This window comes from Microbacterium sp. 22242, from assembly GCF_052045495.1.
In the GTDB taxonomy this organism is placed as follows: domain Bacteria; phylum Actinomycetota; class Actinomycetes; order Actinomycetales; family Microbacteriaceae; genus Microbacterium.
In genome coordinates this window covers 171,970-196,034 of sequence record NZ_JBQEOZ010000002.1, presented here as the reverse complement: position 1 = coordinate 196,034, position 24,065 = coordinate 171,970, and the positions used below count along the sequence as shown (strand labels likewise).

Here is a 24,065-nt window from a genome sequence, read left to right as displayed (position 1 = left end):
GCGAGCGCGGCGGAGTGTGACACGGCGCGGCGTTCAGATCCGGACGGCTGGAGCGGTCAGTGCCAGAAGAAGCCGAGGATCGCGTTCAGCAGGGTGAGCGCACCGACCGCCCAGAACATCCCGGCGGGCACGGCCGCACCGCGCTTCTGGCGGCCCATGCCGATGCCGATCAGGGCGCCGATGACGATCAGCACCACGAGCTTGACCGTGATCTTCAGGTAGAAGCTCATGCCCGGCGTGAAGTCGATCCCCCACGGCGCGGCGAGGATCAGCCCCGCGACGCCCGCGATCGCGAGGCCGATGTTCATCAGCGTGGTGAACTCGCGCTTGCCCCCGACGGCCTGGGCGAGCCAGGCGCCGAAGAGCGTGGCGAAGCCGAGGAGGTGGATGAAGACGACGATCTCACGAAGGGTCTGCATGTGTTCAGGCTATGCCCCGGCGGATCCTGCGGCCGGGTGGACGCGCTGGAACGCCGTGGCCGCCCGGCCGCACGGCCCGACCGCCCCGGTCCCGGGTCAGCCGCGCAACGACCGGATGACCTGGGCGGTGCGGAGGGCGGCGTCCGCCGCCTCCGCGCCCTTGTCCTCCTTGGAGCCCTCGAGCCCGGCGCGCTCGAGACCCTGCTGCTCGTCGTCGAGGGTGAGCACGCCGAAGCCCACCGGCTTGCCGGCGTCGAGCGAGACGCGGGTGAGGCCGTCCGTGGTGGCTGCGGAGACGTACTCGAAGTGCGGGGTGCCGCCGCGGATGATCACGCCGAGGGCGACCACGGCATCGGCACCGCCGGCGAAAGCGGCCTGCGCCGCGACGGCGAGCTCGAACGAGCCGGGCACCCGCACGAGGCGGTGGTTCGCCCCGGTGGACTCGAGCACGCGCTGCGCGCCCGCGATGAGCCCGTCGGTGATGGTCTGGTGCCAGGTGCCGGCGACGATGACGACGTCGAGGCCGCTCGCGTCGAATCCTCCGGTGGCCGGTGCTCCTGCGCCGCTCATGCGTGGTCCTCTCCGTGCTCGGCGTTCACGGCCAGGGCGGCGGCGAGTTCGGACTCGCCGATGATGTGCCCCATCCGGTCGCGCTTGGTCTCCAGGTACTGGTGGTTGTTGGGGCCGACGCCGACGATCAGCGGGACCTGCTCGATGACGTCCAGGCCGAGCTCGCGCAGCTGCGCGACCTTGTCCGTGTTGTTGGTCAGCAGCCGCACCTTCGACACGCCCAGGTCGGTGAGGATCCCGGCAGCCGCCGCGTAGTCGCGGGCGTCGGCGGGCAGCCCGAGGGCGAGGTTGGCGTCGACGGTGTCGAGCCCCTCCTCCTGCAGGCTGTACGCGCGCAGCTTGTTGATCAGGCCGATCCCGCGTCCCTCGTGGCCGCGCATGTAGATGACGATGCCGCCCTCCTGCTCGATCGCGTCGAGCGCCGCCTCGAGCTGCGGGCCGCACTCGCACTTGAGCGAGCCGAACGCCTCGCCGGTGAGGCACTCGGAGTGCACACGGACCAGGGCGGTGTCGCTGGGCTCGCCGGAGACGACCGCGATGTGGTCGGTGCCGGTGATCCTGTCCTTGTAGGCGAGGAACCGGAAGACGCCGTGCGTGGTGGGCACCGTGGCGTCGGCGCGCAGGCTCACGCGGCGGCGCTTCGGTGGTGCGGAATCGAGCGGCTCGTGCTCGTCGAGGTAGGCGATGAGCTGTTCGATCGTGATCACCGGGATGCCGTCGCGCTCCCCGAGCTCGAGCAGACCGGGAAGGCGCATCATCCCCCCGTCCTCGGCGACGACCTCGGCGATTGCGCCGACCGGGCGCAGGCCCGCCAGGCGCATCAGCTCGACGGCCGCCTCGGTGTGACCGCTGCGCTCGCGCACTCCGCCGTCGACGGCGCGCAGCGGCAGCACGTGTCCGGGGCGGATCAGATCGCCGGGGACGGATGCGGCGTTCGCGAGCACGTTCAGGGTGCGCGCGCGGTCGGCCGCGCTGATCCCGGTGGTGACGCCGGAGGCCGCGTCCACGCTGATCGTGTACGCGGTGCCGCGGGCGTCCTCGTTGGACTCCACCATCGGCGGCAGGTTCAGCGCGTCCGCCACGTCGGCGGGCATGGGAGCGCACAGGTAGCCCGACGTCCAGCGCACGGTCCACGCGATCCACTCCGGCGAGGCGAGCTCGGCGGAGAGGATGACGTCGCCCTCGTTCTCGCGGTTCTCATCGTCCGCGACGAGCACGGGGCGGCCGGCGCGGAGCGACTCCAGCGCCTCGGGGATCGTGGAAAGGCTCATCGCGAGCCTCCTTCCGGGGTAGCGGCGCCGGCGCCTGCGGCCAGGCTGCCAGCGGAATCGGCGGACCGGAACGCGAGCAGCCGCTCGACGTGCCGGGCGAGGATGTCGGTCTCGAGGTTGACGACGTCGCCGACCGTCCGGGATCCGAGGGTCGTCGCGGCGAGGGTCTCCGGGATCAGCGAGACCTCGAACCAGTGCTCGGTCGACGAGCTCGCCGAGGATCCCGTGCCTCGCGCGGCGGGCGGTGCGCTCACGGCGCTGACCGTCAGGGACGTGCCGTCCACGGAGATGGATCCCTTGTCGACGACGAGCGCGGCGAGGTCGTGCGGCAGCGAGATCCGCAGCACGCTCCACTCGGCGCCAGGCCGCACCTCGAGCACCGTGCCGACGCCGTCGACGTGTCCCTGCACGATGTGGCCGCCCAGTCGCGCGCCGACCGGCATGGCCTTCTCGATGTTGACGCGCGTGCCCACGGCCGCCCGGCCGATCGCCGCCACGTCCAGCGTCTGCTTCATCACGTCGGTGTCGAAGGTCGAGTCGGTGGATCCCACGACCGTGAGGCACACGCCGCTCACGGCGATGGACTCGCCGTGCACTGCGTCGGATGCGGCCCTCGGCGCGCGCACGGTCAGCCGCCAGCCGTCGCCGGCGGGCGCGATCGCGGTGATCTCGCCGATCTCCTCGATGATTCCGGTGAACATCAGGATCCTCCCTCGTTCCGGGTGGTCTCGGTGCGGGCGGCGCTTCCGCCCGCGTTTGTCAGGACTGGGTCCGGCGCCTCGACGCGGGCGATCGCCAGCAGGTCGGGTCCGAGCGGAAGCCACTCGTCGACCACGAGGCGCCGGGCCTCGGCGATCGTGGCGACGCCGATGTCGGTGAGTGCGAGCCGCGGGCCGCCGAGCAGCACCGGTGCGAGATACGCCAGCACGTCGTCCGCGAGACCGGCGGCGAGGAACGCGCTCGCGAGCGTGGGGCCGCCCTCGACGAAGACGCGCTGCACGCCGCTTCCGCGGAGGTCCTCGAGGACCGCGTGGAGGTCGTGCTGCGGGTAGAACAGGGGCTCGTGCGGGTGCCGGCGCAGCGCCGCATCCGCGGGCGTGTCCCGCGCGCCGATCACGACGGGGATGGGCTGATGCGGCAGCAGCGCATCGCCGTCGCGGGCCGTGAGCGCCGGATCGTCGACGAGCACGGTGCCGGTGCCGACGACGATCGCGTCGGCCTCGGCGCGGCGCCTGTGCACGTCGGCGCGCGCCTCCGGACCGGTGATCCACTGGCTGGATCCGTCCGCCGCGGCCGCTCGTCCGTCCAGGCTCTGCGCCCACTTCACGGTGACATGCGGGCGGCCGAGCCGCTGCACGGCGAGCCAGCCGGCGATGAGCGCGCGAGCGGCGTCGGCCTGCTCGCCGGCGACGACCTGCACGCCCGCCGCGCGCAGGCGGTCCGCCCCGCCGCCGGAGTGATCGCCCGGATCGTCCAGCGCGTAGACGACTCTGGCCACGCCGGCCTCGACGAGTGCGACCGCGCAGGGGCCGGTGCGTCCGGTGTGGTTGCAGGGTTCGAGGGTGACCACCGCGGTGGCTCCGCGCCGCTGCGCGGGGGAGAGCCGGGAGAGCGCGTCGACCTCCGCATGCGGGGTGCCCGCGCCGCGGTGCCAGCCCTCGGCGAGCACGTCTCCGGAGGGGGAGAGGATCACGGCGCCGACCTGCGGGTTCACCCCGCGAGGGCCGCGATCGGCGATCTCGAGGGCGCGCAGCATCGCCGCGTGCTCCGCCGCCGTCACGGTCATGTCGCTGTCGCTTCCTTGTCCTGATCAGGGGTTCGGATGCCCGGGGCAAGGCGCACGGCGATCATGCGTGCTGCCTCTCATCCGGACTCGCGAGCGTCTCGCTCGCATCACCGTCGGTCCCGGAATTCCACCGGGTCGGCCTCGGTCGCATCTCGGATGCGACCTCGGTTCGCGGACTGTCACCGCCGGTTCGGATTCTCACCGACCCCGGAGCACGTTACTGCTCTCAGCTTACTCAACACCTCTCCATCCGATTCATTCCGGCGAATGCTCCTGTGACGTGCGGTGACGTGCGCCCGCCTCGCCGACGCCTCATTTCAGCAGGCGGGACAGCCGCCGGTCGGCGAGCACCTTTCCGCCGGTCTGACAGGTGGGGCAGTACTCGAGCGAGCGGTCGGCGAAGAACACGCTGCGCACCGTGTCGCCGCACACCGGGCAGGTCTCGCCGCGCCGGCCGTGCACCTGCATGCCCCGCCGCTTGGCGTCCTTGAGATCGGCGGGGGGCTTCCCGGTGGCCTCGGCCACCGCGTCGCGCAGCGTGCTCTCCATCGCGTCGTAGAGCCGGGTCACGTCATCCGCGCCGAGGCCGCCGGCGGGAGCATACGGCGACATCCGCGCTGCGTGCAGGATCTCGTCCGAGTAGGCGTTGCCGATCCCGGCGATCACGCCCTGATCCCGCAGCAGGCCCTTGATCTGAGTGCGCCGGCCTTCGAGCAGCGCGGCGAACGCGTCCCGCGTGAACGACGGATCCAGCGGGTCCGGACCGAGCCGGGCGATCCCCGGCACCTCCGCCGGATCCCGCACCACGTAGGCCGCGAGCGACTTCTTCGTCCCCGCCTCTGTGAGGTCGAAGCCGCTGCCGTCGTCGAAGGCGATCCGCATCGCGATCGGGGATTTTCCCGGCCGGATCAGCGTCGCCGGCAGCGCGTCGTACCAGCGCAGCCACCCGGCCTTCGCGAGGTGGAAGACGAAGTGCAGGTTCGGCTCGGCGTCGCTCTCCAGCGTGAGATCCAGGAACTTGCCGTGCCGGGCCGCGCCGCTCACCCGCGATCCGGCCAGGGCCGTCACCGGCGGATCGAAGGTCTTCAGCGCGGAGATCGCCGACACAGACGCGCGCGTGATCGTCAGGCCGACCGCGCGATCCGCGAGGAAGTCGACCAGCCCCTGCACCTCAGGCATCTCCGGCATGGGTTCATCCTGCCACCGAGCGGGGACATCCGGGCGGCGTCTCAGCTCAGATCGATCGGCCAGGGGACCGGCGCGCGATCGTCGGTGCGCAGCAGTCCTGCGACCCATCCGTCATCCCGGCCGCGAGGACCGGTGAGGACCTGGCGCTGCACACCCTCGAAGCGGAATCCGAGCGCACGGGCGCTGCGGGCGGACGCCACGTTGCCGACCACCGCGCGCCAGGTGATGCGGGCGAGTCCGAGCTCTGTGAAGCCCCAGTCGATCACGGCGCGTGCGGCCTCGGTCAGGTATCCGCGTCCGCGGGCTGGCGCGGCGACCCAGTAACCGAGCTCGGCGTCGCCTCCGCTGGCGTGTTTGACGATGTGATGCAGGCCGATCGACGCGACGATCACGCCGTCGGCGTACGCCGCCCATACCGTCTGGGATCCGTCCTCCCACCACTGGCCGACCAGACGGACGTAGTCCTCGGCATCGGCGCGAGCGTACGGGCTCGGCACGGTGGTCCAGCGCGGGATCTCCGGATCCTGGCAGGCCGCCGTGATCGCGTCGACGTCGGCGAATGCGGGTGGGCGCAGGGCCAGGCGCCGCGTACGCAGCTCGACCGGTTCCATCGGTTCAGCCTAAACGGGCCCGCGGGTGCGGTTCGTCGTCGCGCGCCGTTCGAAACTCAGTCGATTTCCGCTGCAGCACCGGCGTTGCCGTGATTGCGCGCCGAATCGACTGAGTTCGGAACGAGGCGCCGGCGGTTCTTCGTCGCGCCGGCGGTTCTTCGCCCTCCGCAGGCGCGCCGATGGCGCCGTTCCGCACCGTTCCCGGTGGCACGGGTCCGCGGCACCTCCGGGATCGCCAGCCTCAGGGGATGATGAACGACCAGCGATTCAAGACCTTCGAACTGCGCGCCCAGGGGTACACGACCAGGTCGATCGCGCAGGCGGCGCGCGACGGCCGCCTGATCCGGTTGCGTCAGGGGCAGTACACGACCACGGGCTGCTCGGAGACGGCCGTCCATGCCGGTCGTCTCGGCGGGAGAGCCGATTGCGTCACCGCGCTGACGCTTGCCGGGGTCTTCGTCCGGGACAGGCATCCGCTGCACGTGCAGATGACGCCGCACTCCGCTCGGCAGGCGCAACCGTCGCCGCGCATCACGCGACATTGGCGCACGTGCTCCGCGCCGTGGAACGACCTGACCGTGCCCCTCGTCGAGGCGCTCGCCCAATCGCTGTGCTGTCAGCAGCCGCGGGACGCCGTGGCGTCGCTGGACAGCGCGCTGCATCAAGGTCTGATCGACCTGCACGGGCTCGACGAGGTATTCGAACTCGCACCCCGAAGAAAGCGGGTCCTGCGCCGCCTGGTCGACGGGCGGGCGGAGTCCGGGCCGGAGACGCTGGTCCGTCTTGCGGCGCGTGCGCTGGGTTTCGAGGTGGTGCCTCAGGTCCAGTTCGACTTCGGTCGCGTGGATCTGGTGCTCGACGGATGGCTCGTCGTCGAATGCGACTCCAGGGCGCACCACGAAGACTGGGCGCAGCGAGTACGCGATTACGAGCGCGATCGGCGCCTCGCAGCGCTGGGGTTCTGCGTCCTCCGGCTCGTCGCCGAGGACATCATGTACGACCGAGCAGGGGTCGTCGCGGCGCTGCGGGGAATGCGCGGCTTCCGCCCTGCGCGCCGCCGCATCGTTCCGAACTCAGTCGATCGCGGGATCTCGGCCGTCAGCGGCTCAGCGAGAAGCCGAATCGACTGACTTTGGGACGCGCGGGCGCGACCATGTCGAAAGGCGAAGGCCCAGGGGAAGCGCCTACAGCACCACCCGGCGGAGCAGGCCGACCCGGTCGTAGACGTCGGCGAGGGTCTTGTCGGCGACCTCGTCGGCCTTCGCGGCGTTGGCAGCCAGGATGCGGTCCAGCTCGGCGGGGTCGGAGAGCAGCTGGTTCGCGCGCTCGCGCACCGGCCCGAACTCGTTCACGACCACCTCGGCGAGGCCCTTCTTGAAGTCGCCGTAGCCGCGACCCGCGTACTCGTCCTCGATCGCCGCGATCTGACGTCCGGTCAGCGCCGCATAGATCGTGAGCAGGTTCGAGACACCGGGCTTGTTCTCGCGGTCGTAACGCACGGATCCCTCGTTGTCGGTGACCGCGCGCATGATCTTCTTCGCCGACTTCGCCGGGTCGTCCAGCAGCCACAGCACTCCGGCATCGGACTCCGCCGACTTCGACATCTTCGAGGTCGGGTTCTGCAGGTCGTAGATGCGGGCGGTGTCCTTCTGGATCACCGGGATCGGCACCACGAACGTCTCGCCGAAGCGGGCGTTGAACCGCTCCGCGAGGTCGCGGGTCAGCTCGACGTGCTGCTTCTGATCGTCGCCGACGGGCACCACGTCGGTCTGGTACAACAGGATGTCGGCGGCCATCAGCACCGGGTAGGTGAACAGGCCCACGGAGGTCGCGTCGGCGCCGAACCGCGACGACTTGTCCTTGAACTGCGTCATCCGGCCGGCCTCGCCGAAGCCGGTGATCGTGCTCAGGATCCACGCCAGCTCGGCGTGCGCGCGCACGTGCGACTGCACGTAGAGCGTCGACTGCGAGGGCTCGATGCCGGCGGCGATGTACTGCGCGGCCGTGCGCCGGGTCTTCTCGCGGAGCTCGGCCGGGTCCTGCGGCACGGTGATGGCGTGCAGATCGACGACGGAGAAGAACGCGTCGTAGGAGTTCTGCAGGTCCCGCCACTGCAGCAGCGCCCCGATGTAGTTGCCGGCCTGGAGGGAGTCGGCGGAGGGCTGCATTCCGGAGTAGAGGCGGGGTTTCGTCACCCGACAATCCTATGGGGCGCCCCATGCCCGTCCTGCCCTGCCTCTAGGCTTTGCCTCATGGCGGTTCCCCGGCACAACTCGCGCGCCACGCGGCGCAGAGAGCGTGCACTGTATGTCGAGATCACCATCAGGGCCCCGCTCGAGAGGGTGTGGGAGCTGACCCAGGATCCCCGGCGGCACGTCCGCTGGGATGCCCGGTTCAGCGCGATCCGACCGGTGCGCACGCGCGAGGACGGCGCGCAGGAGTTCGTGTACGAGCGCGGGCTCTGGCTGCACACCATCCACGGCACGGGTGTCGCTCGGAACCCGGCACGGCGGCCACGGCGAACGCACGTCCGCGCTCGTGTTCGACTCCGCGGATCGGCTCTCCCCGCTCCGCAAGGGGAGGGGCTACTGGCGCTACATCCCGACGGACGACGGCGTGCGCTTCCTCACCGGTTACGACTACGAGCCCGGCTGGGGCGCACTCGGCCGTGCGCTGGATCCGCTGGTGGTCCGCCCGTTCGTGTGGTGGCTCACGGCCAGGAGCTTCGATCGCCTGCGGCTCTGGGCCGAGGCGGGCGTCGCGCCGGAACAGACATCGCTGTGGCGGGCGATGCGGCCGGGACGGCGCCCGCGGGCGCGAGCTCGCCGGTGCCTGTCACGACCACCGCAGCGCGGCCGCGGGGTCATGCAGGACGCACCCGCCTCTCTCGCGGAGATCGCACAGTGACCGCGGCGGAGGGCGTCTTCGTCCGTGCCCTGGGAGCGGACTTCGCACGGCTCCATCCGCAGCTGCAGCGGCGGTTCGGCGTCGGGGTCGCCGCCGGGTACGGCTGCGTGGGCCGCGGCGTGATGACCGAGGTGCGGCGCGGGCCGTGGTGGACGGTGCCGTTCCTCGCCCTCGGATCCGCGCGCAACATCATGTTCCCGGAGAAGGGCCGGGGGATCCCGTTCCGGATCGACAACCACGCCTACGTCGACGGCTTCGGGCGCGAGACGGTCACCTTCGCGCGCACCATGAACGTGCGGCCGGGGCGGCGGCGCCGTTTCGACGCCACCATGATCTACAGCGAGGCGCGCGGCCGCGTCGTCGACTATCTCGGCACCCACCAGCATCTCGCCGTGGAGCTTGAGCTGTCGGTCACCGACGACGGGGCGCTGAGGCTGGTCTCCGGTGCGCAGCGCTTCTACGAAGGGCCGATCGCGTTCCGCTTCCCGCTGATGTTCAGCGGTCGCGCCTTCCTGACTGAGCGCTTCGACGACGAGCGAGGACTCTTCGTGATCGACCTCGAGGTCCGCAACCGGGTCGTCGGTCTGCTCTTCGGCTACCGCGGGGAGTTCACCTGCGAATTCCCGGAGGGCCAGGACGCGCCGGAGACCGCGAAGCCGTATCGCGAGGAGCTCCGGGACTGAGCCGCCGCCGCGACGCGGCCAGACCGAGCCGCCGCCGCGACGCGGCCAGACCGAGCCGCCGCCGCGACGCGGCCAGACCGAGCGGCCGCGACGCGGCCAGACCGAGCGGCCGCTACGAGGCCAGACCGAGCGGCCGCTACGAGGCCAGACCGAGCGGCCGCCGCGACCAGGCCGCCGACGGAGCCGCCCGATCCGGCTCTCCTGTCGGCTGCTCCTGGCCGCACCGGCCGCGTCAGTACGTGTAGTCGACCACGACCGGGGTGTGGTCGCTCCATCGCTCGGCATAGGTGGCGGCGCGGGCGACGTGATAACCGGTCGCACGCGTCCCGAGGGCCGGCGTGGCCAGGTGGTAGTCGATCCGCCAGCCGGCGTCGTTGTCGAAGGCCTGGCCGCGCATGGTCCACCACGTGTACGGGCCGTCCACCTCGCCGTGGGCGGCGCGGCCGACGTCGATCCAGCCGAGCCCGGACCCGGTCGAGCCGTCGACGCCCGTCACCTGCTCGCCCGCGGGCCCCAGGAACCGATCGAAATAGGCGCGTTCCCGCGGCAGGAATCCGGCCTTGGTGCGGTTGCCGCGCCAGTTCTTGATGTCGAGCTCGCGATGACCCACGTTGAGGTCGCCGGTGACCAGGGCGAGTGCGTCCTCGGCGCCGAGCTCGCCCATCCGCACGGTCATCGCGTCGAGGAACTTCCACTTCTCGAGCTGCTTCGGGGTGTCGGCCTCGCCGCTGTGCACGTAGGCGCTGACGACCGTGAGGGGGATGCCGCCGAGCAGGAAGTCGGCCTCGAGCCAGCGGCCCTTGGAGTCGAAGTCCTCGGGGCCGAACTCCGTGCGCGCGGCGAGCGCGGGCTCGCGGCTGAGCACCGCGACGCCGGCGCGGCCCTTGGCCGTCGCCTCGTCGTGCAGGATCGACCAGCCGGGGAACGCGGCCTCGAGGTGCTCGTCCTGCGCCCTGACCTCCTGCAGGGTGAGCACGTCCACGCCGGAGTCGTCGAGCCAGGTGTGCATGCCGTTGCGGACCGCGGCGCGGATCCCGTTGACGTTGACCGTGGCGATACGCAGATGGGGCATGCACCAAGCCTAACGACGGCGTCGGACATCGCTCACGGAGAGCGGCGGGGGCGTGCTCTCGACGGCGCGACAGCCCGCCGGGTCCGCGACCCTCGGCGGATCAGGATCCGATGCGTCTCGAGCTCGTCCGCGGCGGCCTCCCACTCCTGCCTGGCGCGCTGACGCTCCCGAGAAGCAGCGCGCCGACGCCACCACGGCGCTCGCGCATACGCATCCGTCGCACGCCGCAGCCGGACGCGTGCGGCGAGCTCGAGGGACTCCAGCTCGGCGCCGCGCACCGCATCCTCGTCCGCCAGCGGCTGATCCCGGTCTTCGGCGGTCAGTGCGATCCAGCAGGCGGCGACGAGCACGACCAGGGCCACCGACCGGCACCACAGCAGCATCGCGACGATCACCGCGAAGGTCGCCAGCAGCGGATTCGTCGGCGTGTGCGCGAGCAGCAGGCCGGCGCCGAGCTGGAGGATCACGACGGCCGCACCGCCGAGCAGCGCTCCGGGCCGGATCGTCCGCCAGTGCAGCCTGGTGCCGGTGAGGAAGCCCACGAGGAGGGCGAGCGCGGTCGTGTCGATCGCGAACATCACGACCATCGAGCCCAGCCGTGTGATCACCTCGAAGGCGGGGGTGCTGAGGCTCCATCCCAGCAGCGCGGACATCTGCCGCAGCGTCCAGACGCCGGTGAAGCCGAGGACGGAGCCGAGCAGCAGTGCGAGCCCGAAGGCGAGGGCGGCGAGGACGTCCCGGATCTTCAGCAGCACGACGCTGCGGGCGTCGTAGGCGAGGCCGAACATGTCGCGCACCGCGCGCCGGGCGAAGGTGATCGCCGTGCTTGCTGTCCAGACCACCACCATCGCGGCGATGATGCCGGTGACGCTCAGCACTCCGGTCGAGGAGGCCGCGATCTCCTGCACGTCGTCCGGGTGCACCAGCCCGTGCTCGCCGACGATCCCGGGGACGTAGCTGTTGGCGACGGCGGTGACGAACCGGATCGCCCGCTCGCTCCCGCCGAGCCAGAGCCCCGCGGAGGCGAAGGCGATGTAGAGCAGCGCGAAGACGGCGAAGAGCCCCTGATACGCCAGCCCGGCCGAGAGCAGGAAGCCGTTGCGGCGCAGGAATCGGCGCCATACCCGGATCGGGAAGACCTGCATGGTGCGGCGGGTGATCTCGGCCGCGCGCTCGATCGGCGCCTCGAGCCGTTCGCGCAGCTCCGCTCCGGAATCGACCACCCACTCACCCTAGCGAGCCGCCGGGACCCGGACAGCGGCGGGGACGAGCGAGCGGCCGGTACCCGGACGGACAGCGGCGGGGACGCGAAGAGGCGCCACCCGCATCGGGTGGCGCCTCTCGGGATCAGACCGGCTCAGGGACGGCCGCGCAGGACGGCCTGCTTGACCTCCGCGATCGCCTTGGTGACCTCGATGCCACGGGGGCAGGCCTCGGTGCAGTTGAAGGTCGTGCGGCAGCGCCACACGCCCTCCTTGTCGTTGAGGATGTCCAGGCGCACGTCGGCGCCGTCGTCGCGGGAGTCGAAGATGAAGCGGTGCGCGTTCACGATCGCGGCGGGGCCGAAGTACTGCCCGTCGGTCCAGAACACGGGGCACGACGAGGTGCACGCGGCGCACAGGATGCACTTGGTGGTGTCGTCGAAGATCGCACGGTCGGCGATCGACTGCACGCGCTCCTTGCCCTTCGGCGGCTCGCTCGTGGCGAGCAGGAACGGCTTCACCTCGCGGTACGCGGCGAAGAACGGATCCATGTCGACGACGAGATCCTTCTCCAGCGGCAGGCCCTTGATCGCCTCGACGTAGATCGGCTTGGAGATGTCCAGGTCCTTGATCAGGGTCTTGCAGGCGAGCCGGTTGCGGCCGTTGATGCGCATCGCGTCGGATCCGCAGATGCCGTGCGCGCAGGAGCGGCGGAAGGTGAGGGACCCGTCGACCTCCCACTTGATCTTGTGCAGGGCGTCGAGCACGCGGTCGGTGGAGTACAACTCCACGTCGTAGTCCACCCAGTGCGGCTCGCTGTCCACCTCGGGATCGAAGCGGCGGATGTTGAACGTCACCAGGAACGACTGCACGCCGGTGTCGTCGTTGGCCTCGAGTTCGGCGACGGCGTCCGGAGCGACCAGACCCTGTGCTTCGACAGGCTCAGCAGCCGGGTTCTGAGCGGTGGACATCAGTACTTCCTCTCCATCGGCGGGTAGTTCAACTCGCCCTGCTCGTTCTTCGTGAACACGACGGGCTTCCAGTCCAGCTTGATGTGGTCGGCCGGGGTCGACGAGTGCGGGTCGCCGGTCAGGTACGCCATGGTGTGCTTCAGGTAGTTCTCGTCGTCGCGCTTCGGGAAGTCGTCGCGCATGTGGCCGCCGCGGCTCTCCTCGCGGTTCTGCGCGGCGTAGACGACGACCTCGGCGATGTCGAGGAGGAACCCGAGCTCGACGGCCTCGAGCAGGTCGGTGTTGAACCGGCTGCCCTTGTCGTCGACGTGCACGTTGAGGTAGCGCTCACGAAGCTCCGCGATCACGCCGAGCACGTGCTCGAGCGACTCGTGCGTCCGGAACACCTGGGCGCCCTTGTCCATCTCGTCCTGCAGCTTCTTGCGCAGCACGGCGATGCGCTCGGTGCCTGCGTTGTTGCGCAGGCCGTCGAGCATCCCCTTGACCGCGGCCTCCGGCGCCTCGGGGAGGGGCAGGAACTCGGCCGTCTTGACGTACTCGACGGCGTTGCGGCCGCTGCGCTTGCCGAACACGTTGATGTCCAGCAGGGAGTTGGTGCCGAGACGGTTGGCGCCGTGCACCGAGACGCACGCGCACTCGCCGGCGGCGTACAGGCCGGGCACGATGGTGTCGTTGTCGGCGAGGACCTCGCCGTTGTTGTTGGTCGGGATGCCGCCCATCGCGTAGTGCGCGGTCGGCATCACGGGGACCGGCTCGACGACGGGGTCGACCCCGAGGTAGGTGCGGGCGAACTCGGTGATGTCGGGGAGCTTGGTCTCCAGCACCTCGGCGCCGAGGTGCGTGCAGTCCAGCAGCACGTAGTCCTTGTGCGGGCCGGCGCCGCGGCCCTCCGCGACCTCCTGGACCATGCAGCGCGCGACGATGTCGCGTGGCGCGAGGTCCTTGATGGTGGGGGCGTAGCGCTCCATGAAGCGCTCGCCGGACGCGTTGCGCAGGATCGCGCCCTCGCCGCGGGCGCCCTCGGTGAGCAGGATCCCCAGGCCTGCGAGCCCGGTCGGGTGGAACTGGAAGAACTCCAGGTCCTCCAGGGGCAGGCCCTTGCGCCAGACGATGCCGACGCCGTCCCCGGTCAGGGTGTGCGCGTTCGAGGTCGTCTTGAAGATCTTGCCGAAGCCGCCGGTCGCGAAGATCACGGCCTTGGCGTGGAAGACGTGCAGCTCGCCGGTGGCGAGCTCGTAGGCGACGACGCCGGCGATCCCGGTCTTGCCCGCCTCGTCCTTCACCGTGATCAGGTCGAGCACGTAGAACTCGTTGAAGAAGTTGATGCCGAGCTTGACGCAGTTCTGGAACAGCGTCTGCAGGATCATGTGGCCGGTACGGTCGGCGGCGTAGCAGGCGCGGCGGACCGGGGTCTTGCCGTGCTCGGCGGTGTGCCCGCCGAAGCGGCGCTGGTCGATCTTGCCCTCGGGCGTGCGGTTGAACGGCAGGCCCATGTTCTCGAGGTCGATGACCGCGTCGATGGCCTCCTTCGCGAGGATCTCCGCCGCGTCCTGGTCGACGAGGTAGTCGCCGCCCTTGACGGTGTCGAAGGTGTGCCACTCCCAGCTGTCCTCCTCGACGTTGGCGAGCGCCGCGGCCATGCCGCCCTGCGCCGCGCCCGTGTGCGAGCGGGTCGGGTAGAGCTTGGAGATCACCGCGGTCCTGGCGCCGGGGCCGGCCTCGATCGCCGCGCGCATCCCGGCGCCGCCGGCGCCCACGATGACGATGTCGAACTGGTGGTGATGCACGCCGTTCTTGACGACGGAATCCTGGGTCTCAGTGGTCACTGGGATCTGCCTCTTCTGTTCTTCGTCTTACTTGCCGGCTGCGTGGCACGTCGACCACATCGCGCCGTCCTGGAACACGCCGTTGCACGGGTCGAAGGTGAACACGACCAGGGTGCCGAGCAGGATCAGCAGAGCCGCGGCGAGGCCGATGACGACGACGAGGGTCTTGCGGACGCCCTGGTGGCCGACGTAGTCGTTGACGACCGTGCGCATGCCGTTCGCGCCGTGGATCAGCGCGAGCCACAGCATCAGCACGTCCCACCACTGCCAGAACGGCGTGGCGTACTTGCCGGCCACGAACGCGAAGTCGAGCGCGTGGATGCCCTGGCCGAGCATGAGGTTCACGAAGAGGTGGCCGAAGATCAGCACGATGAGCACGACGCCCGACACGCGCATGTAGATCCACCCCCACTTCTCCAGGTTGACGCTCTTGTGGCGGCGCGGAGCAGCGAGGTGCTCCGTGGTGAACACGTCGGCGGACATCAGTGCGAACCTCCCACAGCGGAGAACACGTTGATCAGGTGGCGGGGCGCGAAGCCCGCCATCAGCACGACCCAGAGGCCGAGCACGATCCAGAACATCTGGCGCTGGTAGCGGGCGCCCTTCGACCAGACGTCGACCAGGATGATCCGCAGGCCGTTGAGCGCGTGGAACACGATCGCCGCGACCAGCACGGTCTCGCCGAGTCCCATGATCGGGTTCTTGTACGTGCCGAGGACGGCGTTGTAGGCCTCCGGCGACACCCGGATGAGCGACGTGTCCAGCACGTGCACCAGGAGGAAGAAGAAGATGGCGATTCCGGTGATGCGATGCAGAACCCACGACCACATGCCTTCACGGCCCCGGTACAGGGTGCCGCGTGGCGTCTTGGAGGTGGTTTCCGAAATCGAAGGCGTCAAGCGAGTGCTTGCGGACACAGTCGTCCTCCCTGATCTAAGCGGCGGATCGCGGCGCGCAGGCGTCCGATCCCTGCAATCCTATTCCTGTCGAATCGCTGGGAGCGACGAAGGCGACCCTTAGTCCGATGCGCTTCCGCGATCGGGTCCATGCACGATCGCGATCGATCGGCGCGCCGGAGGGGGCCGGTCCCGCATCGATACGCTGGGGGGATGCGCAACCCGATCAAGGACTTCTACGCCGTCATCCCCGCCGGGGGCATCGGCAGCCGGCTGTGGCCGCTGTCCCGCGCCGACGCTCCGAAGTTCCTGCACGATCTGACCGGATCGGGGCAGTCGCTGCTGCGCGACACCTGGGACCGGCTCATGCCGCTCACCGGGCAGGACAGGATCGCGGTCGTCACCGGGCGGGCGCATCGTGCCGCCGTCGAGGAGCAGCTGCCCGGCATCCCCGACCGCAACATGATCCTGGAGTCGGAGCCGCGTGAGTCGGCGGCGGCGATCGGTCTCGCCGCCGCGATCCTGCATCGCCGCGATCCCGACGTGATCATCGGATCCTTCAGCGCCGACCACGTCATCCGCAGCAACCGCGTGTTCGAGTTCGCGGTGCGCGACGCCGTCGAAGTGGCGCGGCAGGGGTACATCGTGACGATCGGGATCACCCCGTCCGAGCCCGCGGTCGGCTTCGGCTACATCAAGCAGGGTGCGGAGCTCGAGGTCGAGGGCGCGCGCGAGGCCGCCCTGGTCGAGCGGTTCGTGGAGAAGCCGGACCTCGCGACCGCGAAGACGTACGTCGCCGATCGCAGCTACCTGTGGAACGCGGGCATGTTCATCGCCCGCGCCGACGTGCTGCTCGCCGAGCTCGAGCTGCACCAGCCCGCACTGCATGCCGGGCTGATGGAACTCGCGGAGGCCTGGGACGACCGGGATCGGCGCGGACCCGTCGTGGACCGGATCTGGCCGGCGCTCCCGAAGATCGCGATCGACTACGCGGTCGCCGAGCCCGCGGCGGAGCGCGGCAGGCTCGCCGTGGTCCCCGGGCACTTCGACTGGGACGACGTGGGCGACTTCGCCTCGCTCGCCAAGCTCGTGCTGAACGGCCGCAAGAACGACCTCGCCGTGCTGGGACGCTCCGCCCGGGTGCTGTCCGACGCGGCGAGCGGGATCCTGGTCAGCCAGACCTCGCGGGTGATCAGCCTGGTGGGCGTCCAGGACATCGTCGTCGTGGACACCCCCGACGCGCTGCTGGTGACCACGACCGAGCACGCGCAGCGGGTCAAGGGAGTGGTCGAGTCGCTCAAGCTCACCGGGCGCGGCGACGTGCTCTGAGGATCCGAGGAGCAGGGCGCGATCGCGCTCCGAAGAGGGGCGATCGTAATCTGCATTGCTCATATGAGCACGAGCGAGCGCACATGATCTCAGGTTTGTAACCATTGCCTGGTGCCCATCGGACGAGGATGCCCGATCACCGTAACAATGGGTAACTTCAAGTGACCCGCGATGGCCGCGGGTGCGTGTTCTGGAGGCCCGAGTGACCATCTCCCTCACCAAGAAGCTGATCGGCGCGACCGTCGCTGCCGGTGTCATCGTCGCCCTGTCGGGATGCGGATCCGCTCCCGCCCCGGCCAGCTCGACCAACGCGAAGCCCGCCGACGCGAACTTCAAGCCCTGCATCGTCTCCGACAGCGGCGGGTTCAATGACCACTCGTTCAACGAGTCCGCGCTCAACGGCATGAAGGCGGCCGCCAGCGCGCTCGGCGTCAAGTTCACCCAGGTGACCTCGAAGGCCGCCAGCGACTACACGCCGAACATGCAGGCACTCGTCTCCGGCGGCTGCACCTACATCGTCTCGGTCGGCTTCAACCTCTCCGCAGCAACGGTCGCCTCCGCCAAGGCCAACCCGAAGATCGACTACGCGATCGTCGACGACCCGGGCCAGGACACCGACGGCAAGACGCCGTCGAACCTCAAGCCGCTGCTGTTCGATACCGCGCAGGCGGCGTACCTCGGCGGGTACGCTGCGGCGGCCTACTCGCAGGCCGGCAAGGTCGGCACGTTCGGCGGCATGCAGATCCCGCCCGTGTCGATCTACATGGACGGCTTCGTCGATGGCGTCGCCAAGTACAACTCCGACAAGGGCAAGAGCGTCCAGACGTTCGGCTGGGACAAAGCGACCCAGAAGGGTTCGTTCACCGGTGGTTTCGCCGCGAACGACACCGCCAAGCAGGCGGCGCAGGGCATCCTCGACCAGGGCGCCGACGTCATCCTTCCGGTCGGCGGCCCGATCTACATCAGTGCGGCCGCGGCCATCCAGGCCGGTGCGAACAAGAAGACCGTCATGCTGGGCGTCGACAGCGACCTCGTCGTGGCCGACCCGAGCGTCAAGGACGTCACGCTCGTCTCGATCATGAAGAACATCGACGTCGCCGTGAAGGACGCGGTCACGGCGGGTGCGAGCGGCAAGTTCGACGGGACGCCCTATGTCGGCACCCTGAAGAACGGCGGCGTCGGCCTGTCCAGCTTCCACGACTTCGAGTCGAAGCTGCCGGCCGGTCTCACGGACGAGCTGAAGAAGCTGCAGAGCCAGATCGAGGACGGCACGATCAAGGTCGAGTCGCCCAGTTCGCCGAAGTAAGTTCACTCCATGGACGGTCGGGGGATCCATATCCCCCGACCGTCCGTCGTTCCCTGGGCCGCGTTCCTCACCGCAGCACCTCCGAATGGATAGGGTCGCACTATGAAGCTCGAGCTCCGTGGCATCACGAAGCGGTTCGGGTCGTTCACGGCCAACGATCACATCGACGTGACCGTGGAGCCGGGGGAGATCCACGCCCTGCTGGGCGAGAACGGCGCCGGCAAGTCCACCCTCATGAACGTCCTCTACGGGCTGTACCGGCCCGAGGAGGGCGAGATCCTCCTCGACGGGGTCGCGCATCACTTCCGAGGTCCCGGAGACGCGATGGCGGCGGGTATCGGCATGGTGCATCAGCACTTCATGCTCGTGCCGGTGTTCACGGTCGCGGAGAACGTGATGCTCGGTCACGAGCAGACCAAGGCGTTCGGATCCCTCGACCTGGCGGCGGCGCGGGCGCACGTGCGATCCGTGGCCGAGCGGTTCGGGTTCGAGGTCGACCCCGACGCGCTCGTCGGAGATCTTCCGGTCGGCGTGCAGCAGCGCGTGGAGATCATCAAGGCGCTCTCCCGTGACGCGAAGATCCTGGTGTTCGACGAGCCGACCGCCGTGCTGACGCCGCAGGAGACCGACGAGCTCATGACGATCATGCGGCAGCTGCGGGACGAGGGCACGTCGATCGTCTTCATCACGCACAAGCTGCGGGAGGTGCGTGAGGTGGCCGATCGCATCACGGTCATCCGGCTCGGCAAGGTCGTCGGCGAGGCCGACCCGCGCGCCTCGAACACCGAGCTGGCCTCGATGATGGTGGGCCGCGCGGTCGAGCTGACGGTGCACAAGGATCCGCCGCAGGTGCAGCCCACGGGTGGTCTCGAGGTCCGCGACCTGCGGGTGATCGCGCCGGACGGCACCGTGCTCGTGGACAGCATCTCGTTCGACGTCCGTCCGGGTGAGGTGCTCGCCGTGGCCGGCGTCCAGGGCAACGGCCAGACGGAGCTCACCGAGGCGATCATGGGCCTGCACTCCGGAGTCAGCGGGAGCATCTCGCTGGACGGCACGGAGCTCGTCGGCCGGAGCGTCCGGAAGGTCCTCGACGCGGGTGTCGGATTCGTCCCGGAGGACCGCAACGAGGACGGACTCGTCGGCGCGTTCTCCGTCGCCGAGAACCTGGTCCTGGACCGTTCGAACGACGCGGCCTTCAGCTCGGTCGGCACGATCAGCCGCAGTGCCCTCACCGACTTCGCAAAGGCGCGCATCGCCGAGTACGACATCCGCACGCAAGGGCCGCAGGCGCCCGCGGGATCGCTGTCCGGCGGCAACCAGCAGAAGGTGGTGATCGCGCGGGAGCTCAACCGCGAGCTGAAACTGCTGCTCGCCTCGCAGCCGACGCGCGGCGTGGACGTCGGATCGATCGAGTTCATCCACAAGCGCATCATCGCGACGCGTGACGCCGGCATTCCGGTGCTCGTGGTGTCGACCGAGCTCGACGAGGTCGCCGCTCTCGCCGACCGCATCGCGGTGATGTACCGAGGAGGCATCGTCGGCATCGTGCCGGGCGACACCCCCCGCGACGTGCTCGGCCTGATGATGGCCGGCGAGCAGCCCGAGGAGACGGCAGCATGAACGACGACGCCTCCGACGCGCAGTCGGTCCCGGACGGCGCACCCCGGCACACCACCGAGGGCCAGCTGCCGCCGGCATCCGGCCCGCTCACCGGCACCGCCACCGTCGCGGACACCCCGTCCGGCACTGTCGAGTCGGTTCCGCCGCCCCCGCGCCAGAACCTCGTCATCCGCGAGATCATGCGCGGCAGCGCCGTCACCTCGATCCTCGCGATCGTGCTCGCGATGCTCGTGGGCGGCATACTGATCGCGGTCACGAGCACCGACGTGCAGAAGGCCGCCGGCTACTTCTTCGCCCGTCCAGGCGACACCTTCGGCGCGATCTGGACGGCGGTCGCCGGCGCGTACGGCGCGCTCTTCCAAGGGGCGATCATCAACGTCCAGGCCTCGTCGTTCGGACAGGCGATCCTGCCGCTGACGAGCACGCTCGGATTCGCCGCTCCGCTCACCGCAGCGGGCCTCGGCGTGGCGCTCGCGTTCCGGGTCGGCCTGTTCAACATCGGCGCCCAGGGGCAGATGCTGATCGCCTGCGCGGCGTCCGCCCTGCTCACCTTCGACCTCGGGCTGCCGATGGCGCTGCAGCTGCCCGTCACGCTGATCGTCGGCATCGTCGGCGGTGCGGTGTGGGGCGGCATCGTGGGCCTGCTGAAGGCGCGCACCGGCGCGCACGAGGTGATCCTCACGATCATGCTCAACTACATCGCCTTCTACTTGGTCTCGTGGATGGTGCGCACGCCGCACGCGCTGCAGAAGCCGGGCACGAACCAGCCGATCTCGTCGCCGACGCCGGCGAACGGGGTGTTCCCCGCGCTGTTCGGCCCGCAGTACCCTCAGCTCACCTGGGCGTTCCCGATCGTGCTCCTGGCCACGCTGATCGTCTGGTGGCTCGTCGAGCGGTCCAGCCTCGGGTTCCGGATGCGCGCGGTCGGTGAGAACCCGAACGCCGCGCGTGCCGCGGGCATCAGCGTGCCGCGGATGTTCGTCTACGCGATGCTGTTCGCGGGCGGGCTCGCCGGGCTCGCTGGCATGATCCAGATCCAGAGCACCATCACGAGCGGCTTCGACGGCGGCATCCACGCCGGCATCGGGTTCGACGCCATCACGGTGGCGCTGCTCGGCCGCAGCCGCGCGTGGGGGACGCTGTTCGCCGGGATCCTCTTCGGCGCGCTGAAGGCGGGCTCGTTCACGATGCAGGCGCTGCAGGGCATCCCGGTCGACATCGTCCTCGTGGTCCAGTCGCTGATCGTGCTGTTCATCGCCGCCCCTCCGCTCATCCGGGCGATCTTCTTCCTTCCCAAGACGGACGAGGAGAAGACGGCGAAGGCCGTGCGGCGCAGTACTAAGAGGGCGGCGCGGAAGGAGGCGGCGGCATGACCATCACCGAAGCGCAGACCGCCGACGACGGCACCTCCGGCGGAGGTGTCGTGCAGCTCGCCGTCGTGAAGGTCCGCACATTCAAGGTCTCGATCACGCTGCTCGTGATCGCCGCACTGCTCGGGCTGCTGTTCCTGCTGGCCCCCGCGCACGGCGACACCGTGTACAAGCTCGCGGAGAGCGGCGCCGCCATCAAGATCGGTGCGATCGACGTGCCGGCTGGTCCTGCGCTGTGGATCTCGTGGGCGATCGCCGTCGTCCTCGCGGCGTGGTCCCTGGTGCAGGCGGTGAGCTACCGGTCGACGCCGATGTGGCTGTCGATCGCGTACTCGCTGCTGGCGATGTTCGCCTTCCTCACCTGGTCCGGCGCGGGCTCCTCCGCGGCCGTCCCCGTCGTCGGCCTGCTCGGCGGTTCGCTCTCGCTCGCCGTCCCGCTCATCTTCGGCGCGCTCGGCGGCGTCATCGGCGAGCGCGGCGGTGTGGTCAACGTCGCGATCGAGGGTCAGCTCCTGCTCGGCGCGTTCACGGCGGCGATTCTCGGCAGCGTGACGAAGAGCCCGTTCGTCGGCCTCGTCGGAGCGATGATCGGCGGCGTGCTCGTCGCCGCCGTCCTGGCTGTGTTCGCGATCAAGTACATCGTCGAACAGGTCATCGTCGGCGTCGTCCTGAATGTGCTCGTGTCCGGACTCACCGGCTTCCTCTACACGGCCGTGCTCGCGCCCGACGCGGGCACGCTGAACAACCCCGTGTCGTTCAAGCCGTTCGCGATCCCGCTGCTCTCCGACATCCCCGTCCTCGGCCCGGTGCTGTTCGACCAGACCTTTCTGGTGTATCTGATGTACGTCATCGTCGTCCTCGTCGCCTGGGGTCTCTACCGCACCCGGTGGGGGCTGCGGCTGCGTGCGGTCGGCGAGCACCCGCAGGCGGCCGACACGGTCGGCATCAAGGTGAATCCCACCCGGTTCTGGAACCTGCTGCTGGCGGGAGCGGTCGCCGGAATCGGAGGAGCGTACTTCACGCTGGTGTCGGTGCCGAACTTCACCAAGGACATGACGGCCGGTCTCGGCTTCATCGCGCTGGCTGCGGTCATCTTCGGACGCTGGGATCCGATCCGGGCGACGCTCGCCGCCCTGCTTTTCGGCTTCGCGCAGAACCTGCAGAACCTGCTCAACGTGCTCGGCACACCCGTCCCGAGCGAGTTCATGTTGATGCTGCCGTACATCGTGACGATCCTCGCCGTGGTCGGCTTCGCCGGCCAGATCAAGGCACCGGCGGCCGACGGCAAGCCCTACATCAAGTCCTAGGAGGACGTGTGGACATCGATTGGGACGAGCTGCGCCGGGTCGCCGACGAGGCGCAGCGCAAGGCGTACGCGCCGTACTCGCACTACCGGGTGGGCGCGGCCGCGCTCGTGGACGACGGCCGGATCGTCGCCGGCTGCAACGTGGAGAACGCCTCCTACGGCGTCACGCTGTGCGCCGAGTGCGCGATGGTCGGCGACCTGTTCATGTCGGGCGGCGGCCGGCTGATCGCATTCCTCTGCGTGAACGGGGACGGCGAGACGATCATGCCCTGCGGCCGCTGCCGGCAGCTGCTGAACGAGCACGCCGCGCCCGGCATGCTGCTGGAGACCGTGTCCGGGATCAGGACGATCGACGAAGTGCTGCCCGACGCGTTCGGGCCGAGGGACCTGGAGAACATCCGATGACCGCAGCCGCGACACCGCAGCGCACCGTCGAGCCGTTCGACGCCGTCGACGTGATCCGCGCCAAGCGCGACGGCGGCGCGGTGCCCGAGCCCGCGCTGCGCTGGATGATCGACGCGTACACCCGCGGGTACGTCACCGATCCGCAGATGGCCTCGTTCGCGATGGCCGTGTTCCAGCGCGGCATGGTGCGCTCCGAGATCCGCGTGCTCACCGACGCCATGATCGCCTCGGGAGAGCGGATGAGCTTCGCCGCCCTGGGCAAGAAGACCGTCGACAAGCACTCCACGGGCGGCGTGGGCGACAAGATCACGCTGCCGCTGGCTCCGCTCGTCGCCTGCTTCGGCGTCGCCGTGCCGCAGCTCAGCGGCCGCGGCCTTGGCCACACCGGCGGCACGCTCGACAAGCTCGAGTCGATCCCGGGCTGGCGCGCCGCGCTCAGCAACGAGGAGATCTTCGCCCAGCTGCAGGGCGACGTCGGCGCCGTGATCTGCGCCGCCGGCACGGGCCTCGCCCCTGCCGACAAGAAGCTCTACGCGCTGCGCGACGTGACAGGCACCGTCGAGGCGATCCCGCTGATCGCGTCGAGCATCATGTCCAAGAAGATCGCCGAGGGCACGGACGCGCTCGTGCTGGACGTCAAGTTCGGATCCGGCGCGTTCATGCAGGACATCGACCGCGCGCGCGAGCTCGCGCGCACCATGGTCGAGCTGGGCACCGACTCCGGGGTGAGCACCACCGCGCTGCTCACCGACATGAACGTGCCGCTCGGCCTCGCCATCGGCAACGCGAACGAGGTGCGCGAGTCGGTCGAGGTCCTCGCCGGCGGCGGGCCGGCGGACATCCGCGAGCTCACCATCGCCCTGGCCCGCGAGATGCTCGCCCTCAGCGGCCAGCCGGACGCCGACGTCGAGAAGGCGCTGGACGACGGCCGCGCGATGGACTCCTGGAAGGCCATGATCCGCGCGCAGGACGGCGACCCGGACGCGGCCCTCCCGGTCGCCCGCGAGACGCACACGGTCACCGCCGCGGCGGACGGCTTCATCACCCGCATGGATGCGCTGCCGTTCGGGATCGGCGCCTGGCGGCTCGGCGCCGGCCGGGCCAGGGCCGAGGACGCCGTGGTGTTCGCGGCGGGGATCGACCTGCACGTCAAGCCCGGCGACGCGGTGCGCGCCGGCGACCCGGTGTTCACCCTCTCCGCCGACGATGCCGCCCGCTTCGATCGGGCGCTGGACGCGGTCGAGGGGGCATGGGAGATCGGATCCTCACCGGTCGAGCGCGGGCCCCTCGTCCGCGAGCGCATCACGGCCTGAGCGCCGGAGCCCAA

Annotated in this window: 24 protein-coding genes and 1 riboswitch; of the genes, 10 read left to right on the top strand and 14 right to left on the bottom strand. The window is 70.0% G+C overall.

What is annotated here, in order from left to right:
- Positions 1–56 precede the first annotated feature (56 nt).
- The 7 genes from ACTJJZ_RS02630 to ACTJJZ_RS02600 all read right to left on the bottom strand — a co-directional run bounded on the left by ACTJJZ_RS02630 (position 57) and on the right by ACTJJZ_RS02600 (position 5,845).
- Positions 57–419 (bottom strand): Fe-S protein, encoded by a 363-nt coding sequence (locus ACTJJZ_RS02630; protein WP_440719610.1) that lies wholly within the window; start codon positions 417–419, stop codon positions 57–59.
- A 96-nt stretch (positions 420–515) separates the two neighbouring features.
- On the bottom strand, positions 516–989 hold the full coding sequence (gene ribH, locus ACTJJZ_RS02625; RefSeq protein ID WP_440719609.1) for a 6,7-dimethyl-8-ribityllumazine synthase: 474 nt from the start codon (positions 987–989) through the stop codon (positions 516–518).
- A complete protein-coding gene (ribA, locus tag ACTJJZ_RS02620; protein ID WP_440719608.1) occupies positions 986–2,260 on the bottom strand; it encodes a GTP cyclohydrolase II in 1,275 nt (424 codons plus the stop codon). The genes ribH and ribA overlap by 4 nt, the downstream gene beginning before the upstream one ends.
- Positions 2,257–2,961, bottom strand: a complete 705-nt coding sequence (locus tag ACTJJZ_RS02615; protein ID WP_440719607.1) for a riboflavin synthase — start codon at positions 2,959–2,961, stop codon at positions 2,257–2,259. The genes ribA and ACTJJZ_RS02615 overlap by 4 nt, the downstream gene beginning before the upstream one ends.
- Positions 2,961–4,046, bottom strand: coding sequence for a bifunctional diaminohydroxyphosphoribosylaminopyrimidine deaminase/5-amino-6-(5-phosphoribosylamino)uracil reductase RibD (gene ribD / locus ACTJJZ_RS02610; RefSeq protein ID WP_440719606.1), 1,086 nt, complete (start codon positions 4,044–4,046; stop codon positions 2,961–2,963). The genes ACTJJZ_RS02615 and ribD overlap by 1 nt, the downstream gene beginning before the upstream one ends.
- A gap of 63 nt (positions 4,047–4,109) precedes the next feature.
- Positions 4,110–4,266, bottom strand: a riboswitch (FMN riboswitch).
- 92 nt (positions 4,267–4,358) lie between these two features.
- Positions 4,359–5,234 carry an Fpg/Nei family DNA glycosylase gene (locus tag ACTJJZ_RS02605; RefSeq protein ID WP_440719605.1) on the bottom strand — a complete coding sequence of 292 codons (876 nt, stop codon included), beginning with the start codon at positions 5,232–5,234 and terminating at the stop codon, positions 4,359–4,361.
- 41 nt (positions 5,235–5,275) lie between these two features.
- Positions 5,276–5,845, bottom strand: coding sequence for a GNAT family N-acetyltransferase (locus tag ACTJJZ_RS02600; protein WP_440719604.1), 570 nt, complete (start codon positions 5,843–5,845; stop codon positions 5,276–5,278).
- Between the two features lie 248 nt (positions 5,846–6,093).
- On the opposite strand from ACTJJZ_RS02600, the gene ACTJJZ_RS02595 reads away from it, so the two are divergent.
- On the top strand, positions 6,094–6,975 hold the full coding sequence (locus tag ACTJJZ_RS02595) for an endonuclease domain-containing protein (protein ID WP_440719603.1): 882 nt from the start codon (positions 6,094–6,096) through the stop codon (positions 6,973–6,975).
- Between the two features lie 54 nt (positions 6,976–7,029).
- Here ACTJJZ_RS02595 and trpS read toward each other — a convergent pair whose 3' ends face one another.
- Positions 7,030–8,040, bottom strand: coding sequence for a tryptophan--tRNA ligase (trpS, locus tag ACTJJZ_RS02590; protein WP_440719602.1), 1,011 nt, complete (start codon positions 8,038–8,040; stop codon positions 7,030–7,032).
- A 292-nt stretch (positions 8,041–8,332) separates the two neighbouring features.
- Here trpS and ACTJJZ_RS02585 point away from each other — a divergent pair, with 292 nt between their 5' ends.
- Together ACTJJZ_RS02585 and ACTJJZ_RS02580 are read left to right on the top strand one after the other, a co-directional pair.
- Entirely contained in the window at positions 8,333–8,752 is a 420-nt protein-coding gene (locus ACTJJZ_RS02585; RefSeq protein WP_440719601.1) for an SRPBCC family protein, read from the top strand.
- A complete protein-coding gene (locus tag ACTJJZ_RS02580; RefSeq protein ID WP_440719600.1) occupies positions 8,749–9,435 on the top strand; it encodes a DUF4166 domain-containing protein in 687 nt (228 codons plus the stop codon). Before ACTJJZ_RS02585 ends, ACTJJZ_RS02580 begins: the two co-directional genes overlap by 4 nt.
- A 232-nt stretch (positions 9,436–9,667) precedes the next feature.
- On the opposite strand, the gene ACTJJZ_RS02575 is transcribed toward ACTJJZ_RS02580, so the two are convergent.
- The 6 genes from ACTJJZ_RS02575 to sdhC form a co-directional block, all read right to left on the bottom strand.
- Complete coding sequence (locus ACTJJZ_RS02575; RefSeq protein WP_440719599.1) at positions 9,668–10,507, bottom strand: exodeoxyribonuclease III; 840 nt, start codon at positions 10,505–10,507, stop codon at positions 9,668–9,670.
- Positions 10,508–10,539: 32 nt separating this feature from the next.
- A complete protein-coding gene (locus tag ACTJJZ_RS02570; RefSeq protein WP_440719598.1) occupies positions 10,540–11,730 on the bottom strand; it encodes a YihY/virulence factor BrkB family protein in 1,191 nt (396 codons plus the stop codon).
- Between the two features lie 134 nt (positions 11,731–11,864).
- Positions 11,865–12,680: a succinate dehydrogenase iron-sulfur subunit gene (locus ACTJJZ_RS02565; RefSeq protein ID WP_440719597.1), complete on the bottom strand. Its 816-nt coding sequence runs from the start codon at positions 12,678–12,680 to the stop codon at positions 11,865–11,867.
- On the bottom strand, positions 12,680–14,506 hold the full coding sequence (gene sdhA, locus ACTJJZ_RS02560; RefSeq protein WP_440719596.1) for a succinate dehydrogenase flavoprotein subunit: 1,827 nt from the start codon (positions 14,504–14,506) through the stop codon (positions 12,680–12,682). The genes ACTJJZ_RS02565 and sdhA overlap by 1 nt, the downstream gene beginning before the upstream one ends.
- Positions 14,507–14,533: 27 nt before the next feature.
- Positions 14,534–14,989, bottom strand: a complete 456-nt coding sequence (locus ACTJJZ_RS02555; protein WP_440719595.1) for a succinate dehydrogenase hydrophobic membrane anchor subunit — start codon at positions 14,987–14,989, stop codon at positions 14,534–14,536.
- Positions 14,989–15,423: a succinate dehydrogenase, cytochrome b556 subunit gene (gene sdhC / locus ACTJJZ_RS02550; protein WP_440719594.1), complete on the bottom strand. Its 435-nt coding sequence runs from the start codon at positions 15,421–15,423 to the stop codon at positions 14,989–14,991. The genes ACTJJZ_RS02555 and sdhC overlap by 1 nt, the downstream gene beginning before the upstream one ends.
- Positions 15,424–15,615: 192 nt before the next feature.
- Here sdhC and ACTJJZ_RS02545 point away from each other — a divergent pair, with 192 nt between their 5' ends.
- The 7 genes from ACTJJZ_RS02545 to ACTJJZ_RS02515 all read left to right on the top strand — a co-directional run bounded on the left by ACTJJZ_RS02545 (position 15,616) and on the right by ACTJJZ_RS02515 (position 24,051).
- Positions 15,616–16,731 carry a mannose-1-phosphate guanylyltransferase gene (locus tag ACTJJZ_RS02545; RefSeq protein ID WP_440719593.1) on the top strand — a complete coding sequence of 372 codons (1,116 nt, stop codon included), beginning with the start codon at positions 15,616–15,618 and terminating at the stop codon, positions 16,729–16,731.
- A gap of 202 nt (positions 16,732–16,933) precedes the next feature.
- Complete coding sequence (locus ACTJJZ_RS02540) at positions 16,934–18,037, top strand: BMP family lipoprotein (protein WP_440719592.1); 1,104 nt, start codon at positions 16,934–16,936, stop codon at positions 18,035–18,037.
- 102 nt (positions 18,038–18,139) lie between these two features.
- Complete coding sequence (locus tag ACTJJZ_RS02535; protein WP_440719591.1) at positions 18,140–19,657, top strand: ABC transporter ATP-binding protein; 1,518 nt, start codon at positions 18,140–18,142, stop codon at positions 19,655–19,657.
- Complete coding sequence (locus tag ACTJJZ_RS02530) at positions 19,654–21,030, top strand: ABC transporter permease (protein ID WP_440719590.1); 1,377 nt, start codon at positions 19,654–19,656, stop codon at positions 21,028–21,030. Before ACTJJZ_RS02535 ends, ACTJJZ_RS02530 begins: the two co-directional genes overlap by 4 nt.
- Positions 21,027–22,334 (top strand): ABC transporter permease, encoded by a 1,308-nt coding sequence (locus ACTJJZ_RS02525; protein ID WP_440719589.1) that lies wholly within the window; start codon positions 21,027–21,029, stop codon positions 22,332–22,334. Before ACTJJZ_RS02530 ends, ACTJJZ_RS02525 begins: the two co-directional genes overlap by 4 nt.
- Positions 22,335–22,342: 8 nt before the next feature.
- Positions 22,343–22,738 carry a cytidine deaminase gene (locus tag ACTJJZ_RS02520; RefSeq protein WP_440719588.1) on the top strand — a complete coding sequence of 132 codons (396 nt, stop codon included), beginning with the start codon at positions 22,343–22,345 and terminating at the stop codon, positions 22,736–22,738.
- Positions 22,735–24,051, top strand: a complete 1,317-nt coding sequence (locus tag ACTJJZ_RS02515) for a thymidine phosphorylase (RefSeq protein ID WP_440719587.1) — start codon at positions 22,735–22,737, stop codon at positions 24,049–24,051. Before ACTJJZ_RS02520 ends, ACTJJZ_RS02515 begins: the two co-directional genes overlap by 4 nt.
- Positions 24,052–24,065: the final 14 nt, after the last annotated feature.